Here is a 17580-nt window from a genome sequence, read left to right as displayed (position 1 = left end):
GAAAACGCCTTCACCCCAATAAATCCGGTATTATTCACCGTATAAATCCATTCCCCTCCAGTCCGCCAAATACCTGCCATTTCCAGAAAATAACGCTCCTCTGCATCTGGCCAAAAATGCGATCTCACTCACTGAAGCAAATAGTAAACTCTGAAACAACACCGTTTTGTACACTTTGCTTTACACTTTTGGTGATGTGTATCACAAATATCACTCCGTGAAGTGATCCGACTCTCACAAAATGAGGTGTACTCATTCACCAATACATTACGAACACAGCCTGGAAAGTTATGTTTTCAGTATTTCCACTCTCCGCAGACACACTACGACGAATGGCAAATCAATACGCAAAAAAAACTTGTTGAATATTAACGGGTAAAAAAATGACGTGTGATTTGCATCACTCACATTTACAGCTTTTTAAATTATTGCCAGTGATTAATGTTGACCGGGCTATTTCCATAATCAATCAAATCTTGCATAGTGCCTCCACATTATTTCTCCCCCTGACTCAGGAGGCGAATAGTTATATTTCATCAGGATTTGTTGATGAACCAGGTATGATTTACTTCACATTAATACGTACATGACCACTGTTACTGGAGAAACAAAATGAATTATCCGGCAGAACCCTTCCGTATTAAAAGCGTTGAAACTGTATCTATGATCCCGCGTGATGAACGCCTCAAGAAAATGCAGGAAGCGGGTTACAATACTTTCCTGTTAAATTCGAAAGATATTTATATTGACCTGCTGACAGACAGTGGCACTAACGCAATGAGCGACAAGCAGTGGGCCGGAATGATGATGGGTGATGAAGCGTACGCGGGCAGCGAAAACTTCTATCATCTGGAAAGAACAGTGCAGGAACTGTTTGGCTTTAAACATATTGTTCCGACTCACCAGGGGCGTGGCGCAGAAAACCTGTTATCGCAGCTGGCTATTAAACCTGGGCAATATGTTGCCGGGAATATGTATTTCACTACCACCCGTTATCACCAGGAAAAAAATGGTGCGGTGTTTGTCGATATCGTTCGTGACGAAGCGCACGATGCCGGTCTGAATATTGCGTTTAAAGGTGATATCGATCTTAAAAAATTACAAAAGCTGATTGATGAAAAAGGCGCAGAGAATATTGCGTATATCTGCCTGGCGGTGACGGTTAACCTCGCTGGCGGGCAGCCGGTCTCCATGGCGAACATGCGTGCGGTGCGTGAACTGACAGAAGCGCATGGCATTAAAGTGTTCTACGACGCTACCCGCTGCGTAGAAAACGCCTACTTTATCAAAGAGCAAGAGCAGGGTTTTGAGAACAAGAGCATCGCCGAGATCGTGCATGAGATGTTCAGCTACGCCGACGGTTGTACCATGAGTGGTAAAAAAGACTGTCTGGTGAACATCGGCGGTTTCTTGTGCATGAACGATGACGAAATGTTCTCTTCTGCCAAAGAGTTAGTCGTGGTCTACGAAGGGATGCCATCTTACGGCGGCCTGGCCGGACGTGATATGGAAGCGATGGCGATTGGCCTGCGCGAAGCCATGCAGTACGAATATATTGAGCACCGCGTGAAGCAGGTTCGCTATCTGGGCGACAAACTGAAAGCCGCTGGCGTACCGATTGTTGAACCGGTAGGCGGTCACGCGGTATTCCTCGATGCGCGTCGCTTCTGCGAGCATCTGACGCAAGATGAGTTCCCGGCACAAAGTCTGGCCGCCAGCATCTATGTGGAAACCGGCGTGCGCAGCATGGAGCGCGGAATTATCTCTGCGGGCCGTAATAACGTGACCGGTGAACACCACAGACCGAAACTGGAAACCGTGCGTCTGACTATTCCACGTCGTGTTTATACCTACGCACATATGGATGTTGTGGCTGACGGTATTATTAAACTTTACCAGCACAAAGAAGATATTCGCGGGCTGAAGTTTATTTACGAGCCGAAGCAGTTGCGTTTCTTTACTGCACGCTTTGATTACATCTAAAAAATAGTTATGGCCCCATCACGTGATGGGGCTTTTTTGTATTCCTTTTCCATGAACAGGAAGCCTTTGCGGTGCCCGTTACCGTGACATAACTAAAAAAAGTAAACCCTGACTCCGACATTTTTATTATCCGCATGATGTACAAATGACAGCTGTAATTATAACGAATAGTCTACAGGAACATTTATCATGGATATTAATGCCATTGAGCGACAGAGTAGTACCCCCGGACTGATTAGCGGAACCATGTTGGTTATCGCGACCGTAGTGGGTGGCGGGATGTTCTCCCTGCCGATTGCGATGGCCGGCGTATGGTTCCCCGGTGCGTCTGTTATTCTTCTGTTTATCGCCATCATGATGTTATTAACCGGTCTGATGCTGGTCGAAGTTAACCTGCATTATGGCGCTGGTGCCAGTTTTAATACCTTTACTCAGGATTTATTAGGCCGGAAGTGGAATATCGTGGTTGGTATCGCTTTCGGCTTTGTGCTGTATATTCTGACCTATGCCTATATCTCCGGTTCGTCGGCGGTGATGGCGCAAACCGTGTTCAAATACAGCGGTGTGCGCTTTCCGGCGAATATCTCGGTGGTGATCGTCAGTATGCTGGTCGGCGCGATTGCCTGGTATAGCTCCCTGCTGGTTGGACGCATCACTACCGTGCTGATTATCGGTAAGTTTGTGGCGTTCTTTGCCACGTTCTCCGGGCTGATTGGCCATATCGAAGTGGCAAAACTCATCGACAGCGTGGCGGTGGCGTTGCCCAATTCGCAGTATCTGCCGTACATCCTGATGACGCTGCCGTTCTGTATTATCTCGTTTGGTTTTCACGGTAACGTGCCGAGCCTGGTCAAACTGTATGGCACAAGCGGAGTCTCGAATATTACGCGTTCGATTATCATCGGTACGCTGTTTGCTCTGCTGCTGTATATTTTCTGGCTGGGCGTGACGATGGGTAACATCAGCCGTTCCTCATTCCCGCCGATTATCGCCAAAGGCGGCAATATCGATGTGTTTGTCGAGGCCATCAGCGGGCTGTTCACCAGCCGATATATGGATCTGATCCTCACCTTTTTCGGCAACTTCGCAGTAGCCAGTTCCCTGCTGGCGGCGACGCTTGGCCTGTTCGATTACATCGCTGACCTGTTTCACTTCCCGGACGACGGCATGGGTCGCCTGAAAACCGCGCTGGTGACCTACTTCCCGCCAGCCGCCGTGTGCTTCTTCTTCCCGAACGGTTTTGTGCACGCGATTGGTTACGCTGGTTTGGCCTTTACCATCTGGAGCGTGATCCTGCCGCCGTTCCTGGTGAAAGCCGCGCGGAAACGTTTCCCGACCGCCAGCTATACCGCGCCCTGTAATAACACCGTGCTTAACCTGGTGATTGTCTGCGGAGCGGTTGTCTATCTGACGGTTGTTCTGGACGTATTTGGTCTGCTGCCAACGTTTCGTTAGACGGAGTCAAAATGAAAAACGTGTTGTCTGTTCAGTCGTCGGTTGTTTATGGCTATGCCGGAAATAAAGCCGCTGTGTTGCCGATGCAGCTCTCGGGGATCGATGTCTGGCCGTTTTACACCGTACAGTTTTCCAACCACACCCAATATGGGATGTGGCAGGGCATGGCGATGCCGCACGGCGAGCTGAGCGCGATCATCAGCGGGCTGGATGACCTGCAAAAGCTGGCGCAATGCGATGCCGTATTGTCCGGGTATCTTGGAGATAAACGCCATTGTGAAGAGGTGAAGCACGCGGTCATCACCATTCGTCAGCGTAATCCGCAGGCGCTCTATTTTTGCGATCCGGTAATGGGCGACCCGCAAAAAGGCTGCATTGTCGCGCAGGGCGTGGAGTCATTTTTTGTCGATGACGCCATTCAGCTGGCCGACATGATGGGACCGAATCTCTATGAGCTGGGCGTGCTGACGGGCAGACAACTGCGTAGTTTTGACGAGGTGGTGGAAGCGGCGCGGCAGCTGGTGTCGTGGGGCGTAAAGAAGGTGCTGGTGAAGCATCTCGGCGACTGTTCGCGGGACAAACAGGCGTTTGAAATGCTGCTGGTGACGCCGGAACAGACGTTACACATTGCCCGGCCGCTGTATACCTTTGCCAAAATGCCGGTGGGCGTTGGGGATCTGATTTGCAGCGTGATGCTGGCCTCACTACTCAATGGTTATGAGGACAAGCAGGCACTGGAACGGACCACCAGTGTTGTTGACGCGGTAATGCGGCTGACGAAAGAGCATGATTCGTATGAACTGCGGCTGATAGACGCGCGTCACCAGATTATGGACCCACAGGTTCGCTATCAGGCAACGGTGATCTGACGCCGCAAGGGGGCTATGTGTTTCTGACATTGCTGAGGTTTCAGCATCCGCTGGTCTACCGTTTTGCATGGCTTCGTCTGCGGGTCAGGGTGTTAAGGGCGTTCAGGCTGCGTAAGTGAAAGGGGGCGTGCTTTACTCTGCGGCGCTTGCGCCTTATCCGGCCTACAAATGAATGCGAAACGTAGGCCTGATAAGCGAAGCGCCATCAGGCATAAGTGCCCAGTATTACACGCGGAAGTAGCGTGGTGGAATCAACGCGGAAAAGGCGTCGAACTTCTTCACCATCTTTTTCCAGAACAACATAACAACAATCCTCGATTTGAAACATCGGCGCTATTTTAGTCAGCGCCGACAAATCGTAAAGTCTGTCGCCTCGTTCCGTTCCCGGGGAGGTGTAAACCTTTTTGGTCACCGCGTCGTCAAATACGGTTGCCGCAAATTTGACGGGGTTGACAATGGTTTATGCCATAAACCAGTAATAAAAGAGGCCAACCTTTAAGCCGAGGATCACGATATAGGCGCAGCAGTATTTCATGGTGCCAGACATGATCTGGTTGGCCTGACCGTCCATTTTTGTGGCGGATACCGCGATGGCGATGCTTTGCGGCGAAATCATTTTTCCGCCCGTTGCGCCAGAGGTGTTGGCCGCCGCCAGCCAGTTGGGATCGATATGCAGTTTGCTGGCGGCAATGGTTTGCAGTTTTCCGAACAAAATGTTCGAGTTGGTATCGCTGCCGGTAACGAACGTGCCCAGCGCGCCAATCACCGGGGCGAGGAAGACGTACGAGCTGCCGGTCAGATCGACAATTGACTGTGCCAGCGTGGAGATAATCCCGCTGAGATCCATCACCGTGGCCAGCGCGACGATCGCCATAATTGCGACGATAGAGTTTTTAAGCTGGAAAATCGTTTTGATAAATACTTCCAGCATCCCGCGTGCGGACGCTCCCTGAATAAAACCACCGATAATGGTCGCGAAGATGATCAGCATTCCTGGCGTGGTCACCCATTCAACTTTCAACGCCATCGTTTTGCCGTCAGCTAACGTGAAATGCAGCACCGAGGCCAGTTGTGAGGCTGCGCCTTTTATCGTCGGGAACAGCGGCGAACACATCAGGATAAACACAAAAATAAACAGATAAATAGAGCCAACTCGGAACAACACTTTTGCCGAGCGCGGCGTGGTTTCGCGGGTATGGCTGACTTCAATTCGCCACTCGGGATCGGTTTTCCCTTTGCGCAGGCGACTAACCATTGCCACGGCAAACAGGCTGACCAGGCTACCGGCAAAGGCGGGTAATTCAGCACCGAGATGAATAGCGACAAAATACTGCGGAACCAGTGTGGTAATACCGCAAATCAACGTGATCAGAAATACGCCGCGAATGGCTTTCAGGCCGCCGCCAATAATGCAGACAATCACAAATGGCAGCAGGATATTAAACAGCGCGAGCTGCAGAATAATGGTTCCGCCTAAGGTATAAACCGACAGGTTAACTTGTTCCGCCAGAATAGAAACCGGGATCCCGACCGCGCCGAATGCAGTGGGAACGGTATTTGCCACCAGAGAGGCAATTGCCGCCTTCAGCGGATTGAAACCCAATGCGATAAGAATACCGATCGGAATGGCGACCGCTGTACCATAACCCGCCGCGGCTTCAAGAAATCCACCAAAGCACCATGAAATCAGCAGCACCTGAATACGCTTATCTTCGCTAATACTGGCGAGAATATCGCGCAGAATATCCAGCGCTTTGGTCGCCTGCATGACGTTATAACTGAAGATAGCGCCGAGGATCACAATCACAATCGGCCATAATCCCTTCAGCGCGCCATAGCCTATCGCGGCTTTCAGATTTTGTACGGGCATTTCCCAGAATATTGCCGATAGTGCAGCGGTGAATACCAAAGAGATCAGTACTGAATAATGGATGGGCATTTTCAATTTCAATATTAAAAATACCATCAGTAGTAACGGAGAGAGTGCCAGGGCAAACATAAAATATTCGTTCATTGCTATTCCCAATTGGTTCATTAAACCTGATTTATATTTATGGTTGGGAGGCTACATTGCTGTTCTAATAAAGTATGCAAACTGAATCGCTTCAGTGAATAAAGTAATTATGATTTGTAGTTTTGTAACTATTGTAATCTTTTAATTAAAATCCAATGCCGGGTAAATATACTTAAGTGCCGATTGAATACCTATAAGTAGTTATTTAATAAACTTTTTAATAATGGTAGTGACAACAGTGGTAATCACCTGAAACTGTTTTCTAAGGTGTTAATAACGCTGTGGTTTCCAATATAAAAATGTGAGCGAGGCCGAAATAAATAAACCAGGGTATTGCATGTGCGAGTCGATTAGGGGATTATTTGGTTTTGTCATACAAATGAAAATACAGACATTTGCGATTGTCCTGATATAAGAAGAGGAGAGTTGCCATCAAAGGAAAACGATCAGAGCATCACCATGAACCCAGGTATTGGTAAAACCAGCAAACAGAAAAACTGGGCATGAAATACGAATGAACATTTGTTTGATATCGCGATATCAAGCGCAATAAACAGAAATGAAGCAATGGAGTAGTTATTGTGAATGTAAATTTCTTTGTTACCTGTATTGGTGACGCACTGAAATCACGGATGGCACGAGACTCCGTATTGCTGCTGGAAAAACTGGGTTGTCGCGTTAATTTCCCCGAAAAGCAAGGGTGTTGCGGTCAGCCAGCCATCAACAGCGGTTACATCAAAGAGGCGATCCCCGGGATGAAAAACCTGATCGCCGCGCTGGAAGACAACGACGATCCGATTATCTCCCCGGCAGGCTCCTGCACCTACGCGGTAAAAAGCTACCCGACGTATCTGGTGGATGAGCCTGAATGGGCGCTGCGCGCCGAGAAGGTTGCCGGACGTATGCAGGATCTCACCTCTTTTATCGTCAACAAACTGGGCGTGGTGGACGTGGGTGCCAGCCTGCAGGGCCGCGCTGTGTATCACCCTTCCTGTAGCCTGACCCGCAAACTGGGGGTGAAGGAAGAGCCGCTCACGCTGCTGAAAAACGTGCGCGGACTGGAGTTGTTGACGTTTGCCGATCAGGACACCTGCTGCGGCTTTGGCGGGACGTTCTCGGTCAAGATGGCCGAGATCTCCGGCGAGATGGTGAAAGAGAAAGTTTTACATCTGATGGATGCGAAGCCGGAGTTTTTGATTGGCGCTGACGTCAGCTGCCTGCTGAACATTGGTGGCCGACTGCAACGCGAAGGCCAGCCGGTCAAAGTGATGCATATTGCTGAAGTGCTGATGAGCCGCTGAGGGGAAAGAGATGTCGATAAAAACCAGCGATGTAGAATTTAAACTGCGCATTCGTCAGCAGATCGAAGATCCGATCATGCGCAAAGCCGTGGCCAACGCGCAGGAGCGTATTGGTGCGAATCGGCAGAAAATGGTTGATGAGCTAGGCCACTGGGAAGACTGGCGCGATCGTGCCAGCCAGATCCGCGACCACGTTCTGAGCAACCTCGATGCTTACCTGTATCAACTTTCCGAGAAAGTGACGGAAAACGGCGGCCACGTCTATTTCGCCAAAACCAAAGAAGACGCCACCCGCTATATTCTGCAGGTTGCGCAGAGTAAAAATGCGAAGAAGGTGGTGAAGTCCAAGTCGATGGTGACCGAAGAGATCGGTGTCAACCATGTGCTGCAGGATGCCGGAATTCAGGTGATCGAAACCGATCTCGGCGAATATATCCTGCAGTTGGATCAGGATCCGCCTTCGCACGTTGTGGTCCCGGCTATTCATAAAGATCGCTATCAGATCCGCCGCGTGCTGCATGAGCGTCTGGGGTATGACGGCCCGGAAACCCCGGAAGCCATGACCTTGTTCATTCGCCAGAAGATCCGCGAGGATTTCCTCAGTGCCGAAATCGGTATTACCGGCTGTAACTTTGCCGTGGCGGAAACCGGCTCTGTTTGCCTGGTGACCAACGAAGGTAACGCGCGCATGTGTACCACGCTGCCGAAAACGCACATTGCGGTGATGGGCATGGAGCGTATCGCGCCGACCTTTGCCGAGGTGGATGTGTTGATCACCATGCTGGCGCGCAGCGCCGTGGGCGCACGCCTGACGGGCTACAACACCTGGCTGACCGGCCCACGCGAGGCGGATAACGTCGACGGCCCGGAAGAGTTCCATCTGGTGATTGTCGATAACGGCCGCTCGCAGGTGCTGGGCTCAGAGTTTCGCGATGTGCTGCGCTGCATCCGCTGCGGGGCTTGTATGAACACCTGCCCGGCGTACCGCCACATTGGCGGACACGGCTATGGTTCTATCTATCCCGGCCCTATCGGCGCGGTGATCTCTCCGCTGCTCGGCGGCTATAAAGATTTTAAAGATCTGCCATACGCCTGTTCATTATGCACGGCCTGTGACAGCGTTTGTCCGGTTAAGATTCCGCTGTCAAAACTGATCCTGCGTCATCGCCGGGTGATGGCCGAGGAGGGCATTACGCCGAAAGCCGAGCGACGGGCGATCAAAATGTTCGCCTACGCCAATAGCCATCCGGGGCTGTGGAAAGTCGGGATGATGGCGGGCGCACATGCGGCGAGCTGGTTTATCAATGGCGGCAAAACGCCGCTCAAGGTTGGCGCGATTGGTGACTGGATGGAGGCGCGCGATCTGCCTGATGCCGACGGCGAGAGCTTCCGTAGCTGGTTTAAGAAACATCAGGCGCAGGAGAAAAAGAATGGATAACCGTACCGCGTTTTTAAATACCATCGCCCAGGCGCTGGGTCGCCCGCTGCGCTTCGAACCGCAAGCGGATGTCGCACCGGTTAACAACTATGCTAACGAGCGCCTGACCGAACTTAGCCCGCAGCAGCGCTGCGATGCATTTGTCCAGTTTGCCAGTGAAGTGATGCTGGCTCGCTGTGAGCTGACTCGCGAGGACCAGGCCGCAGACGCGGCGCTCCGTCTGTGCGAAGAATTGGGTCAGCAGCCGGTGGTGCTGAGCGGCGACAGCCGGCTGGCGGCGCTGGGCATTACCGAACGCTTGCAACAGGAATGCAACGCCGTGGTCTGGGATCCGGCGCGTGGCAGCGAAAATATTACCCAGGCCGAAAAGGCGAAAGTGGGCGTGGTGTATGCCGAGTATGGCCTGACCGAGTCCGGCGGCGTGGTGCTGTTTTCCGCGCCGGAGCGCGGGCGTTCCCTGAGCCTGTTGCCGGAATCCTCAATTTTCGTGTTGCGTAAAAGCACTATCCTGCCGCGCGTGGCGCAACTGGCAGAAAAACTGCATCAGAAGGCGCAGGCCGGTGAGCGTATGCCATCGTGCATTAACATCATTAGTGGGCCCAGCTCGACGGCGGATATTGAGCTTATCAAGGTGGTTGGAGTGCATGGCCCGGTGAAGGCGGTGTATCTGATTATTGAGGATTGTTGAGGCAGGATGGATAACCGCTCTGGCGCTGCGGGCCAGAGCGGTATCGACGTTATGCAATCATGCTGATGATCAATACGATAATCAGGCCAACCACGGAGTTCACCAGCTCCAGCAGACCCCAGGTTTTCAGCGTATCCTTCACCGACAGGTCAAAGTAGCCTTTGAACAGCCAGAACGAGGCATCGTTGATATGGGTCAGGGTGTTGGAGCCCGCCGCCGTTGCCAGTACCAGTAACGCCGGATCGACGCCTACCAGTTGACCGGTTGCCGGGTCGAGAATGGCGGCGCTAATAATCCCTGCTGCCGTCATGGCTGAGACTACGCCCTGACCCGTTGCCAGACGAATCAGCACGGTTATCAACCACGCCATGATGTACGGAGAAATATTGCCGTGCGACATCAGCATGCCGATGGTATCGCCAATGCCGGTATCAATAATGGTCTGCTTCAGTACACCGCCCGCGCCGATGATCAGGATCACCATGGCGATGCTTTTCACCGCGTTTTCAAAGGCATTCATCACCCACTGCATGTCGTGACCACGCGCAGTACCAAACAGCACGAAGGCGACAACCATAGCGATAAACATTGCAATCGGTGAAGAGCCTAAGAAGTTGACCACTTCCCACGCCTGCGTCCCTTTCACCAGCCAGATGTTGGCGATGGTGGTGGAGATCATGATGATTGCCGGGATCAGCGGCACCAGGATAGAAACACCGAAGGATGGCAGGTTATTCTGGTCAACCGGTACGTCGGCCTTCATGAATGACGGCGTTGGGCGATCGAGGTTGCCGAGGAATTTCGGCAGGATAAGCCCGGCGCAGATCACGCTCGGAATGGTCACCAGAATACCGTAGATGTAAACCATGCCCATGTCCGCACCGTAGGCGTTAACCAGCGCCACCGGACCCGGCTGCGGTGGGAACAGCGAGTGGGCGGTGGTGGCGGCGGCAACGGCAGGAATCGCCAGCTTGAGGAACGGGATCTTCGCTTCTGCAGCAATGACGATCACCAGCGGCGCTAGCATAATAAATGCCACTTCATAGAACATCGCCAGGCCGAAGATCAGACCAATAATGATTACCGACAGCTGCACATAGCGCAGGCCGAGGCGCGCCAGCAGCGTATGGGCAATCTGATGCGCCGCCCCGGAATCAACCATCAGCTTACCGATGACCGCCCCGAATACCACGATAATCGCCAGTTCACCCAGCGTGCTGCCAAAGCCGGATTTCATGGTGTGCAGCAGCTCCATTAAATCCATACCCGCCAGCATACCGACCGAGAGCGCCGCCAGCAGCAGGGCGACCATCGAGTTTATTTTGAATCTTAGATTGAGCACCAGCATCAGACCGATGCCGAATACGACCCACAGAATATTGAGAACGTGCATATAACGTCTACCTTTATTGGTTGAACTATTATGATTTTGGTTGAGATGTTACATATATTGGTTAACCATTGATGCGATGAATGTCACATTGCGTTACATGTTTACATTCTTACTGAGCAACATGGCCGTAAAATGGCGATCTCAATAGAATAAATCGTGATTTGGTTAACCAATTTTAAGCTTCAGGTTGACATGTCATACCAAAAGGAGGAATTTATGTGCCATATCGTCGAGTCCATAACGTAACGAGGAATAAAACATGGAACAGACATGGCGCTGGTATGGTCCTAACGATCCGGTCACCTTAGCGGATGTACGTCAGGCGGGTGCCACAGGCGTTGTCACCGCCTTGCACCATATCCCGAACGGGGAAGTGTGGACGGTTGATGAGATCCTAAAACGCAAAGCCATTATTGAGCAGGCGGGCCTGGTCTGGTCGGTCGTCGAAAGCGTGCCGATCCACGAAGACATTAAAACCCGTTCCGGCAACTATCTGCAGTGGATCGCCAACTACCAGCAAAGCCTGCGTAACCTGGCTCAGTGCGGTATTCGTACCGTGTGCTACAACTTCATGCCGGTTCTCGACTGGACCCGTACCGACCTGGAATACGTTCTACCGGACGGCTCCAAAGCGCTGCGTTTTGACCAGATTGAGTTTGCCGCCTTTGAGCTGCATATCCTCCAGCGTCCGGGCGCGGAAGCGGACTACACCGCCGAAGAGATTGCTCAGGCAAATGAACGCTTCGCCAACATGAGCGATGAAGACAAAGCGCGTCTGACCCGCAACATCATTGCCGGTTTGCCGGGCGCGGAAGAGGGCTACACCCTCGACCAGTTCCGCCAGCATCTTGCGCGCTACAAAGATATCGACAAAGCCGCGCTGCGTGAGAATTTCGCCGTCTTCCTGAAGGCGATTATTCCGGTGGCGGAAGAAGCAGGCGTACGCATGGCGGTACACCCGGACGATCCGCCGCGCCCGATCCTTGGCCTGCCGCGCATTGTTTCCACCGTGGAAGATATGCAGTGGATGGTCGATACGGTCAACAGCATGGCGAACGGTTTCACCATGTGCACCGGCTCCTATGGCGTGCGCGCGGACAACGATCTGGTCGACATGATCAAACAGTTTGGCCCACGCATTTACTTCACCCATCTGCGCTCCACGCTGCGTGAAGATAACCCGAAAACCTTCCATGAAGCGGCGCATCTTAATGGCGATGTCGACATGTACGAGGTGGTGAAAGCGATCGTTGAAGAAGAACAACGCCGTAAAGCCGAGGGTAAAGAGGATCTGATCCCGATGCGTCCGGACCATGGCCACCAGATGCTGGACGATCTGAAAAAGAAAACCAACCCAGGCTACTCCGCGATTGGTCGCCTGAAAGGGCTGGCAGAAGTGCGCGGTGTTGAGATGGCTATCCAGCGCGCTTTCTTTAGCCGCTAAAGCGAGTTGCCGGCCACCTGTCTGGCCGGCTTTTTCTTTTCTCATCCGTTGGCCTTTCAACGGGTTCTGGAGTTCACGATGACAACGACAATTGCCAATAGCGACCTGCCGGTTGCGCGCCCTGCATGGGACAGCGCGCGCCTGCAATCCCGCATTGTTCACCTGGGATGTGGCGCTTTTCACCGCGCGCATCAGGCGCTGTACACCCATCATTTGCTGGAAACCACTGACAGCGACTGGGGGATCTGTGAAGTTAACCTGATGCCGGGTAACGACTGCGTACTGATTGAAAATCTGCGCAAGCAGCAACTGCTGTATACCGTGGCGGAAAAAGGCGCGGACAACACCGTGCTGAAAGTGATCGGATCAATGAAAGAAGCGTTGCACCCGGATCTTGACGGCTGTGACGGTATTTTACAGGCTATGGCGCGCCCGCAGACGGCAATTGTTTCGCTGACGGTCACCGAAAAAGGCTACTGCACCGATGCGGCCAGCGGTCAGTTAGATCTCAATAACCCGCTGATTAAACACGATCTGGCGAATCCGACCGCGCCGAAATCGGCGATTGGTTACATCGTACAAGCGCTGTACCTGCGCCGTGAGCAGGGGCTGGCGGCTTTTACCGTGATGTCCTGCGATAACGTGCGTGAAAATGGGCATGTGGCGAAAGTCGCAGTTCTGGGGCTGGCGCAGGCGCGCGACCCGCAGCTGGCGCAGTGGATTGAAGCTAATGCGACTTTCCCGTGCACTATGGTCGACCGCATTGTTCCGGCGGCGACGCCGGAAACGTTGCAGGAGATTGCCGACCAGTTGGGTGTTTACGATCCGTGTGCTATCGCCTGTGAACCGTTCCGTCAGTGGGTAATTGAAGACAATTTTGTCAACGGTCGTCCTGACTGGGACAAGGTTGGCGCACAGTTCGTGGCCGACGTGGTGCCGTTTGAAATGATGAAACTGCGCATGCTCAACGGCAGTCACTCTTTCCTTGCGTATCTGGGCTATCTCGGCGGCTATGAAACCATCGCCGATACCATGACCAATCCGGCGTACCGCAAAGCGGCGTTTGCGCTGATGATGCAGGAGCAGGCGCCGACGCTCTCGATGCCGGAAGGCACCGATCTCAACGCCTACGCGACACTGCTGATCGAGCGTTTCAGCAACCCGTCTCTGCGCCACCGTACCTGGCAGATTGCGATGGACGGCAGCCAGAAACTGCCGCAGCGCCTGCTGGATCCGGTGCGTCTGCACCTGCAAAATGCCAGCAGTTGGCGTCACCTGGCGCTGGGCGTGGCGGGCTGGATGCGCTACACCCACGGTGTGGATGAGCAAGGGCAGGCCATTGATGTTGTCGACCCTATGCTGGCTGAATTTCAACACATTAACCAACAGTACCAGGGCGCCGAGCGCGTGACGGCGCTGCTGGGGCTGTCTGGCATTTTTGGTCATGACCTGGCGGAAAACGCTGGCTTTGTGGAGACCATTATCGCGACGTATCAACAGCTATGTGAACACGGCGCACGTGAGTGCGTTGCGGCATTAAGCGCTGACGCATAACCTCCGAACTATGACGGGTCAATCAAAATATTGGTTTGGTTGACCCGTTTTCTGTTTTTGCCCTCCCGCAAATGCTATAGTTCGATACCTATTCCCCGTATCTGATTACACGCATCTGACGGACATAACACGATGAAATCGAACACTTCTCAGCAAAGACCCTACCAGGAAGTGGGTGCCATGATCCGCGATCTGATTGTCCAGACGCCGTACCAGCCCGGTGAACGCTTGCCGCCAGAGCGTGAAATTGCCGAGATGCTCAATGTCACTCGCACGGTAGTTCGCGAAGCGTTAATCATGCTGGAAATTAAAGGCCTGGTGGACGTGCGCCGCGGAGCCGGGATCTACGTGCTCGACAATGCGGATGCGCAGACTATCGACAGTACGGATGCAAATCATTGCAATGATGCGGGCCCGTTTGAACTGTTGCAGGCGCGACAGCTGCTGGAAAGCAACATTGCCGAATTTGCCGCGCTGCAGGCTACCCGCGAAGATATCGTCAAAATGCGCCAGGCGTTGCAACTGGAAGAGCGGGAGCTGGCTTCCAGCGAGCCGAACGGTTCTGAAAGCGGCGACATGCAGTTCCATCTCGCCATAGCTGAAGCCACGCATAACAGCATGCTGGTAGAGCTGTTTCGCCAGTCATGGCAGTGGCGTGAGAACAACCCGATGTGGATCCAGCTCCATAGCCACCTCGACGATACCCACTACCGGAAAGAGTGGATGGGCGACCATAAACAGATCCTGGCTGCATTAATCAAAAAAGATGCCCGCGCGGCCAAGCTGGCCATGTGGCAGCATCTGGAAAACGTCAAACAGCGTCTGCTGGAGTTTTCAAATGTCGATGACATTGATTTTGATGGTTATCTGTTTGATTCCTGGCCGCTGGATAAAGTTAACGCCTGATTTTCCTTCCTCTCATACGCGGGCTATTGCGGCCCGCACCGCGTTTTCCGCATTCTCATTCATTGCCCGGCAGGGCCGCTTTTCACGTTCTGAAAGTCACGTAAAAAATTGTTTCCATCGCCTCGGATGAACTTTTTTTCGTCCCCTTTGTGCGGTGTAAATTGATTTAAATCAATTAAAAACAACTTATTTTCGCATGCGAAAAAATGTGTTATTTACCTTATTTTTACCTTTCCGTGCTTATTTTTAGACAAAACGGGTCTGGGTTAAGTGAGAATCAACGCGATCTCTGCAGTAATCAGGATAAGGTTTACCGGCATAACTACACATAAAAACAAGCGGTTCGCGTAAATGTAGACATTAATAACGGTGCGTAACTTATTGGTCGTAATGATGTTTTGATTGGTGATATAGTTGATGTAAATGTTTCATGCTTTTTTAATCAAATGAATAAAATCCAATATTCGTAAAGCTAGCATTACACATTATTCCATAAACAAGTTATCTTTCATTTGAAATATCGTTCCATTCTTCATTGGTTTATTAACACTTTCATTACTATTATGACTGTATTTTACCGTTGACATGTTTTTACACTAACTGCATATTTCATCGCCATAAGCGTGTTATTACGTTCAGGAGTTGAAAATGCCATCTCGAGACTATCCCGATATTCGAAAACCCAGAGGGACCCGATCAAAAGATATGGTTCTTTTAAGTGCCCGTGTCGATACCTCTTTGTGGGAATATGTGCGAACGCTGGCATTTGAAACCCGTAAAAGTAAACAAGATATTATTGCTGAAGCATTAATGTTGCATCGCTCAGTTAATGAGAGTGAAAGTCTCGAGTAATTATCGCTGTCCGGTTTTGATTGAAAATCCAAAAATTAATTATGTCTTGCCACTTCATTATTACCTTCATTGGTATTTTTTTGGTGTGTTATTGGTATTGCCCCTTAATCCATAGGGGACTTTTTTATGCAGGTATTCTGCCTGCATAACAAAGTTGATAGCCAAATTCACAATTAAAAGTGAGTAATAACATGAAAAAGTCAGTAGTGGCATTAGCTGTAATGGCATTAGGGGTAACCTCCGTTCATGCAGCGGAAATTTATAATAAAGATGGCAACAAGCTGGATCTCTACGGCAAAGTAAAAGCAGCCCATTCCTGGACTGATGGTACTAATGCTGATGAAACCTACGCACGTCTGGGTTTTCGCGGTGAGACGCAAATCAACGATCAACTGACCGGTTACGGGCAATTTGAAAGTCAGTTTGATGCCGCTAAAGCAGAAGGTTCGCAGAATGGCGTTAATACACGTCTGGCGTTTGCTGGCCTGGATTATGGTCATGACGTCAGTTTTGACTATGGTCGTAACTATGGTATCGCTTACGATGTGGGAGCTTATACTGATACTCTCTCAGAGTTCGGCGGTGACTCCTTTGAAAATACTGACCGCTTCCTTACTACACGCACTTCTGGCGTTGCAACACTTCGCACCAAAAATCTGTTCGGTGCCGTTGATGGTCTGAACGTCGGGGCGCAATATCAGGGTCAGGACGATACCAATAAGGATCCGACGAAACAACACGGCAATGGCTACGGCTTCTCCCTGGGTTATGACAACATTGCGGATTCTGGCATATCTGCAATTGCGGCCTATACCAACAGTTCTGTGACTGCTCAGCAGAAACAAAAAGGTTGGAATGGCGAAAACGCAGAGTTCTGGGGCGCGGGTCTGAAATATGATGCTAATGCTATCTATGTAGCGACTATGTACGGAGAGTCCCACAACCTGATTCAGGATGCGGACAAAGCTGAGCACTTTGAAGCGATGGCCGCGTATGTGTTTGATTTTGGTCTGCGTCCGAACGTGGCTTACGTCCACGCGCGTGATAACAACAATAATGACCTGACCGAATACGTCGCGCTGGGTACAGACTACTACTTCAACAAAAACATCGTGGCTGATGTAGGTTACAAGATTAACCTGCTCGATGGTAAAGACAGCGATAACCAGGTTGCTGCGGGTCTGACCTATCAGTTCTAACTTTTTGTTCTGGTATGAAAAAGGCGTCCTGGTTAAGACGCTTTTTTTATATCTGCCGGCGTTTAAACCGGCTGGCTCTCTTCCTGCTGTACACCGCTAAACAGCCATTGCCAGATGCCCACTTTTACCCATGCAACCACGCAGAGAATCAGATAAAAAAGTGGATTATGCGTAATGGTAACGCGCATGACCTCCATTAAATCCACATGCAAATTTCCGGCAATGGCCATATTGATAACAAAAATAGAGGCTATCGCGCTGGCCAGTAAAATAAGTATGGCATGTAACTTTGTTATCTCCGGTAACCTGCCAGAGGCCCATTGCCATAAAAATGTTTTTGATAACAGGAAGATAATAAACAATCCCAGTGCGCCAAACAGGCCAAAGTCTTTATAATCCTTTAGCGTGCCAATTAAACCCGCCAAAATAATCAACCCCAGTAATATTTTTTTAAACCACGACATGTATTTTCCCGAAGATAGTG

14 protein-coding genes are annotated in these 17580 nt (G+C 51.2%); 11 read left to right on the top strand and 3 right to left on the bottom strand.

Annotation, left to right across the window (positions count from 1 at the left end; all coding sequences use genetic code 11):
* The first annotated feature begins 612 nt into the window (after window positions 1-612).
* The 3 genes from OGV74_RS22475 to pdxY all read left to right on the top strand — a co-directional run bounded on the left by OGV74_RS22475 (window position 613) and on the right by pdxY (window position 4307).
* Window positions 613-1983, top strand: a complete 1371-nt coding sequence (locus tag OGV74_RS22475; protein WP_003837154.1) for a tyrosine phenol-lyase — start codon at window positions 613-615, stop codon at window positions 1981-1983.
* 189 nt (window positions 1984-2172) lie between these two features.
* Window positions 2173-3438, top strand: coding sequence for an aromatic amino acid transporter (locus OGV74_RS22470; protein ID WP_003837156.1), 1266 nt, complete (start codon window positions 2173-2175; stop codon window positions 3436-3438).
* Between the two features lie 11 nt (window positions 3439-3449).
* Complete coding sequence (gene pdxY, locus OGV74_RS22465) at window positions 3450-4307, top strand: pyridoxal kinase PdxY (protein ID WP_032948453.1); 858 nt, start codon at window positions 3450-3452, stop codon at window positions 4305-4307.
* A 460-nt stretch (window positions 4308-4767) separates the two neighbouring features.
* On the opposite strand, the gene OGV74_RS22460 is transcribed toward pdxY, so the two are convergent.
* On the bottom strand, window positions 4768-6321 hold the full coding sequence (locus tag OGV74_RS22460) for an L-lactate permease (protein ID WP_003029921.1): 1554 nt from the start codon (window positions 6319-6321) through the stop codon (window positions 4768-4770).
* 581 nt (window positions 6322-6902) lie between these two features.
* Here OGV74_RS22460 and OGV74_RS22455 point away from each other — a divergent pair.
* The 3 genes from OGV74_RS22455 to OGV74_RS22445 are packed head-to-tail and all read left to right on the top strand — an operon-like array spanning window position 6903 to window position 9748.
* Window positions 6903-7622: a (Fe-S)-binding protein gene (locus OGV74_RS22455; protein ID WP_003033252.1), complete on the top strand. Its 720-nt coding sequence runs from the start codon at window positions 6903-6905 to the stop codon at window positions 7620-7622.
* Between the two features lie 10 nt (window positions 7623-7632).
* On the top strand, window positions 7633-9060 hold the full coding sequence (locus tag OGV74_RS22450) for a LutB/LldF family L-lactate oxidation iron-sulfur protein (protein ID WP_016149492.1): 1428 nt from the start codon (window positions 7633-7635) through the stop codon (window positions 9058-9060).
* Window positions 9053-9748: a LutC/YkgG family protein gene (locus tag OGV74_RS22445; RefSeq protein ID WP_003837166.1), complete on the top strand. Its 696-nt coding sequence runs from the start codon at window positions 9053-9055 to the stop codon at window positions 9746-9748. Before OGV74_RS22450 ends, OGV74_RS22445 begins: the two co-directional genes overlap by 8 nt.
* A 49-nt stretch (window positions 9749-9797) precedes the next feature.
* Here OGV74_RS22445 and gntP read toward each other — a convergent pair whose 3' ends face one another.
* Complete coding sequence (gene gntP, locus OGV74_RS22440) at window positions 9798-11141, bottom strand: gluconate permease GntP (RefSeq protein ID WP_003033260.1); 1344 nt, start codon at window positions 11139-11141, stop codon at window positions 9798-9800.
* A 259-nt stretch (window positions 11142-11400) separates the two neighbouring features.
* On the opposite strand from gntP, the gene uxuA reads away from it, so the two are divergent.
* The 5 genes from uxuA (at window position 11401) to OGV74_RS22415 (ending at window position 17096) form a co-directional block, all read left to right on the top strand.
* Window positions 11401-12585, top strand: a complete 1185-nt coding sequence (gene uxuA, locus OGV74_RS22435; RefSeq protein ID WP_003033263.1) for a mannonate dehydratase — start codon at window positions 11401-11403, stop codon at window positions 12583-12585.
* A gap of 78 nt (window positions 12586-12663) precedes the next feature.
* Window positions 12664-14139: a fructuronate reductase gene (locus OGV74_RS22430; RefSeq protein ID WP_061548391.1), complete on the top strand. Its 1476-nt coding sequence runs from the start codon at window positions 12664-12666 to the stop codon at window positions 14137-14139.
* Between the two features lie 132 nt (window positions 14140-14271).
* Entirely contained in the window at window positions 14272-15045 is a 774-nt protein-coding gene (gene uxuR / locus OGV74_RS22425; protein ID WP_003033268.1) for a Uxu operon transcriptional regulator, read from the top strand.
* Between the two features lie 648 nt (window positions 15046-15693).
* Window positions 15694-15897, top strand: a complete 204-nt coding sequence (locus OGV74_RS22420) for a hypothetical protein (RefSeq protein ID WP_008322159.1) — start codon at window positions 15694-15696, stop codon at window positions 15895-15897.
* A 191-nt stretch (window positions 15898-16088) separates the two neighbouring features.
* Window positions 16089-17096, top strand: a complete 1008-nt coding sequence (locus OGV74_RS22415) for a porin (protein WP_008322158.1) — start codon at window positions 16089-16091, stop codon at window positions 17094-17096.
* Window positions 17097-17158: 62 nt separating this feature from the next.
* Here OGV74_RS22415 and OGV74_RS22410 read toward each other — a convergent pair whose 3' ends face one another.
* Window positions 17159-17560 (bottom strand): hypothetical protein, encoded by a 402-nt coding sequence (locus OGV74_RS22410; protein WP_086504854.1) that lies wholly within the window; start codon window positions 17558-17560, stop codon window positions 17159-17161.
* Window positions 17561-17580: the final 20 nt, after the last annotated feature.

Origin of the sequence: Citrobacter sp. Cf116 (assembly GCF_030336505.1) — a bacterium.
Taxonomy (GTDB): Bacteria; Pseudomonadota; Gammaproteobacteria; order Enterobacterales; family Enterobacteriaceae; genus Citrobacter; species Citrobacter freundii.
This window is presented reverse-complemented; position numbering and strand designations above follow the sequence as displayed.

Coding starts and splice junctions, on each gene's coding strand:
- OGV74_RS22430 (WP_061548391.1), top strand. CDS start 12,664: ATGACAACGACAATTGCCAATAGCGACCTGCCGGTTGCGCGCCCTGCA.
- pdxY (WP_032948453.1), top strand. CDS start 3,450: ATGAAAAACGTGTTGTCTGTTCAGTCGTCGGTTGTTTATGGCTATGCC.
- OGV74_RS22445 (WP_003837166.1), top strand. CDS start 9,053: ATGGATAACCGTACCGCGTTTTTAAATACCATCGCCCAGGCGCTGGGT.
- uxuR (WP_003033268.1), top strand. CDS start 14,272: ATGAAATCGAACACTTCTCAGCAAAGACCCTACCAGGAAGTGGGTGCC.
- OGV74_RS22450 (WP_016149492.1), top strand. CDS start 7,633: ATGTCGATAAAAACCAGCGATGTAGAATTTAAACTGCGCATTCGTCAG.
- gntP (WP_003033260.1), bottom strand. CDS start 11,141: ATGCACGTTCTCAATATTCTGTGGGTCGTATTCGGCATCGGTCTGATG.
- OGV74_RS22415 (WP_008322158.1), top strand. CDS start 16,089: ATGAAAAAGTCAGTAGTGGCATTAGCTGTAATGGCATTAGGGGTAACC.
- OGV74_RS22475 (WP_003837154.1), top strand. CDS start 613: ATGAATTATCCGGCAGAACCCTTCCGTATTAAAAGCGTTGAAACTGTA.
- uxuA (WP_003033263.1), top strand. CDS start 11,401: ATGGAACAGACATGGCGCTGGTATGGTCCTAACGATCCGGTCACCTTA.
- OGV74_RS22470 (WP_003837156.1), top strand. CDS start 2,173: ATGGATATTAATGCCATTGAGCGACAGAGTAGTACCCCCGGACTGATT.
- OGV74_RS22410 (WP_086504854.1), bottom strand. CDS start 17,560: ATGTCGTGGTTTAAAAAAATATTACTGGGGTTGATTATTTTGGCGGGT.
- OGV74_RS22420 (WP_008322159.1), top strand. CDS start 15,694: ATGCCATCTCGAGACTATCCCGATATTCGAAAACCCAGAGGGACCCGA.
- OGV74_RS22460 (WP_003029921.1), bottom strand. CDS start 6,321: ATGAACGAATATTTTATGTTTGCCCTGGCACTCTCTCCGTTACTACTG.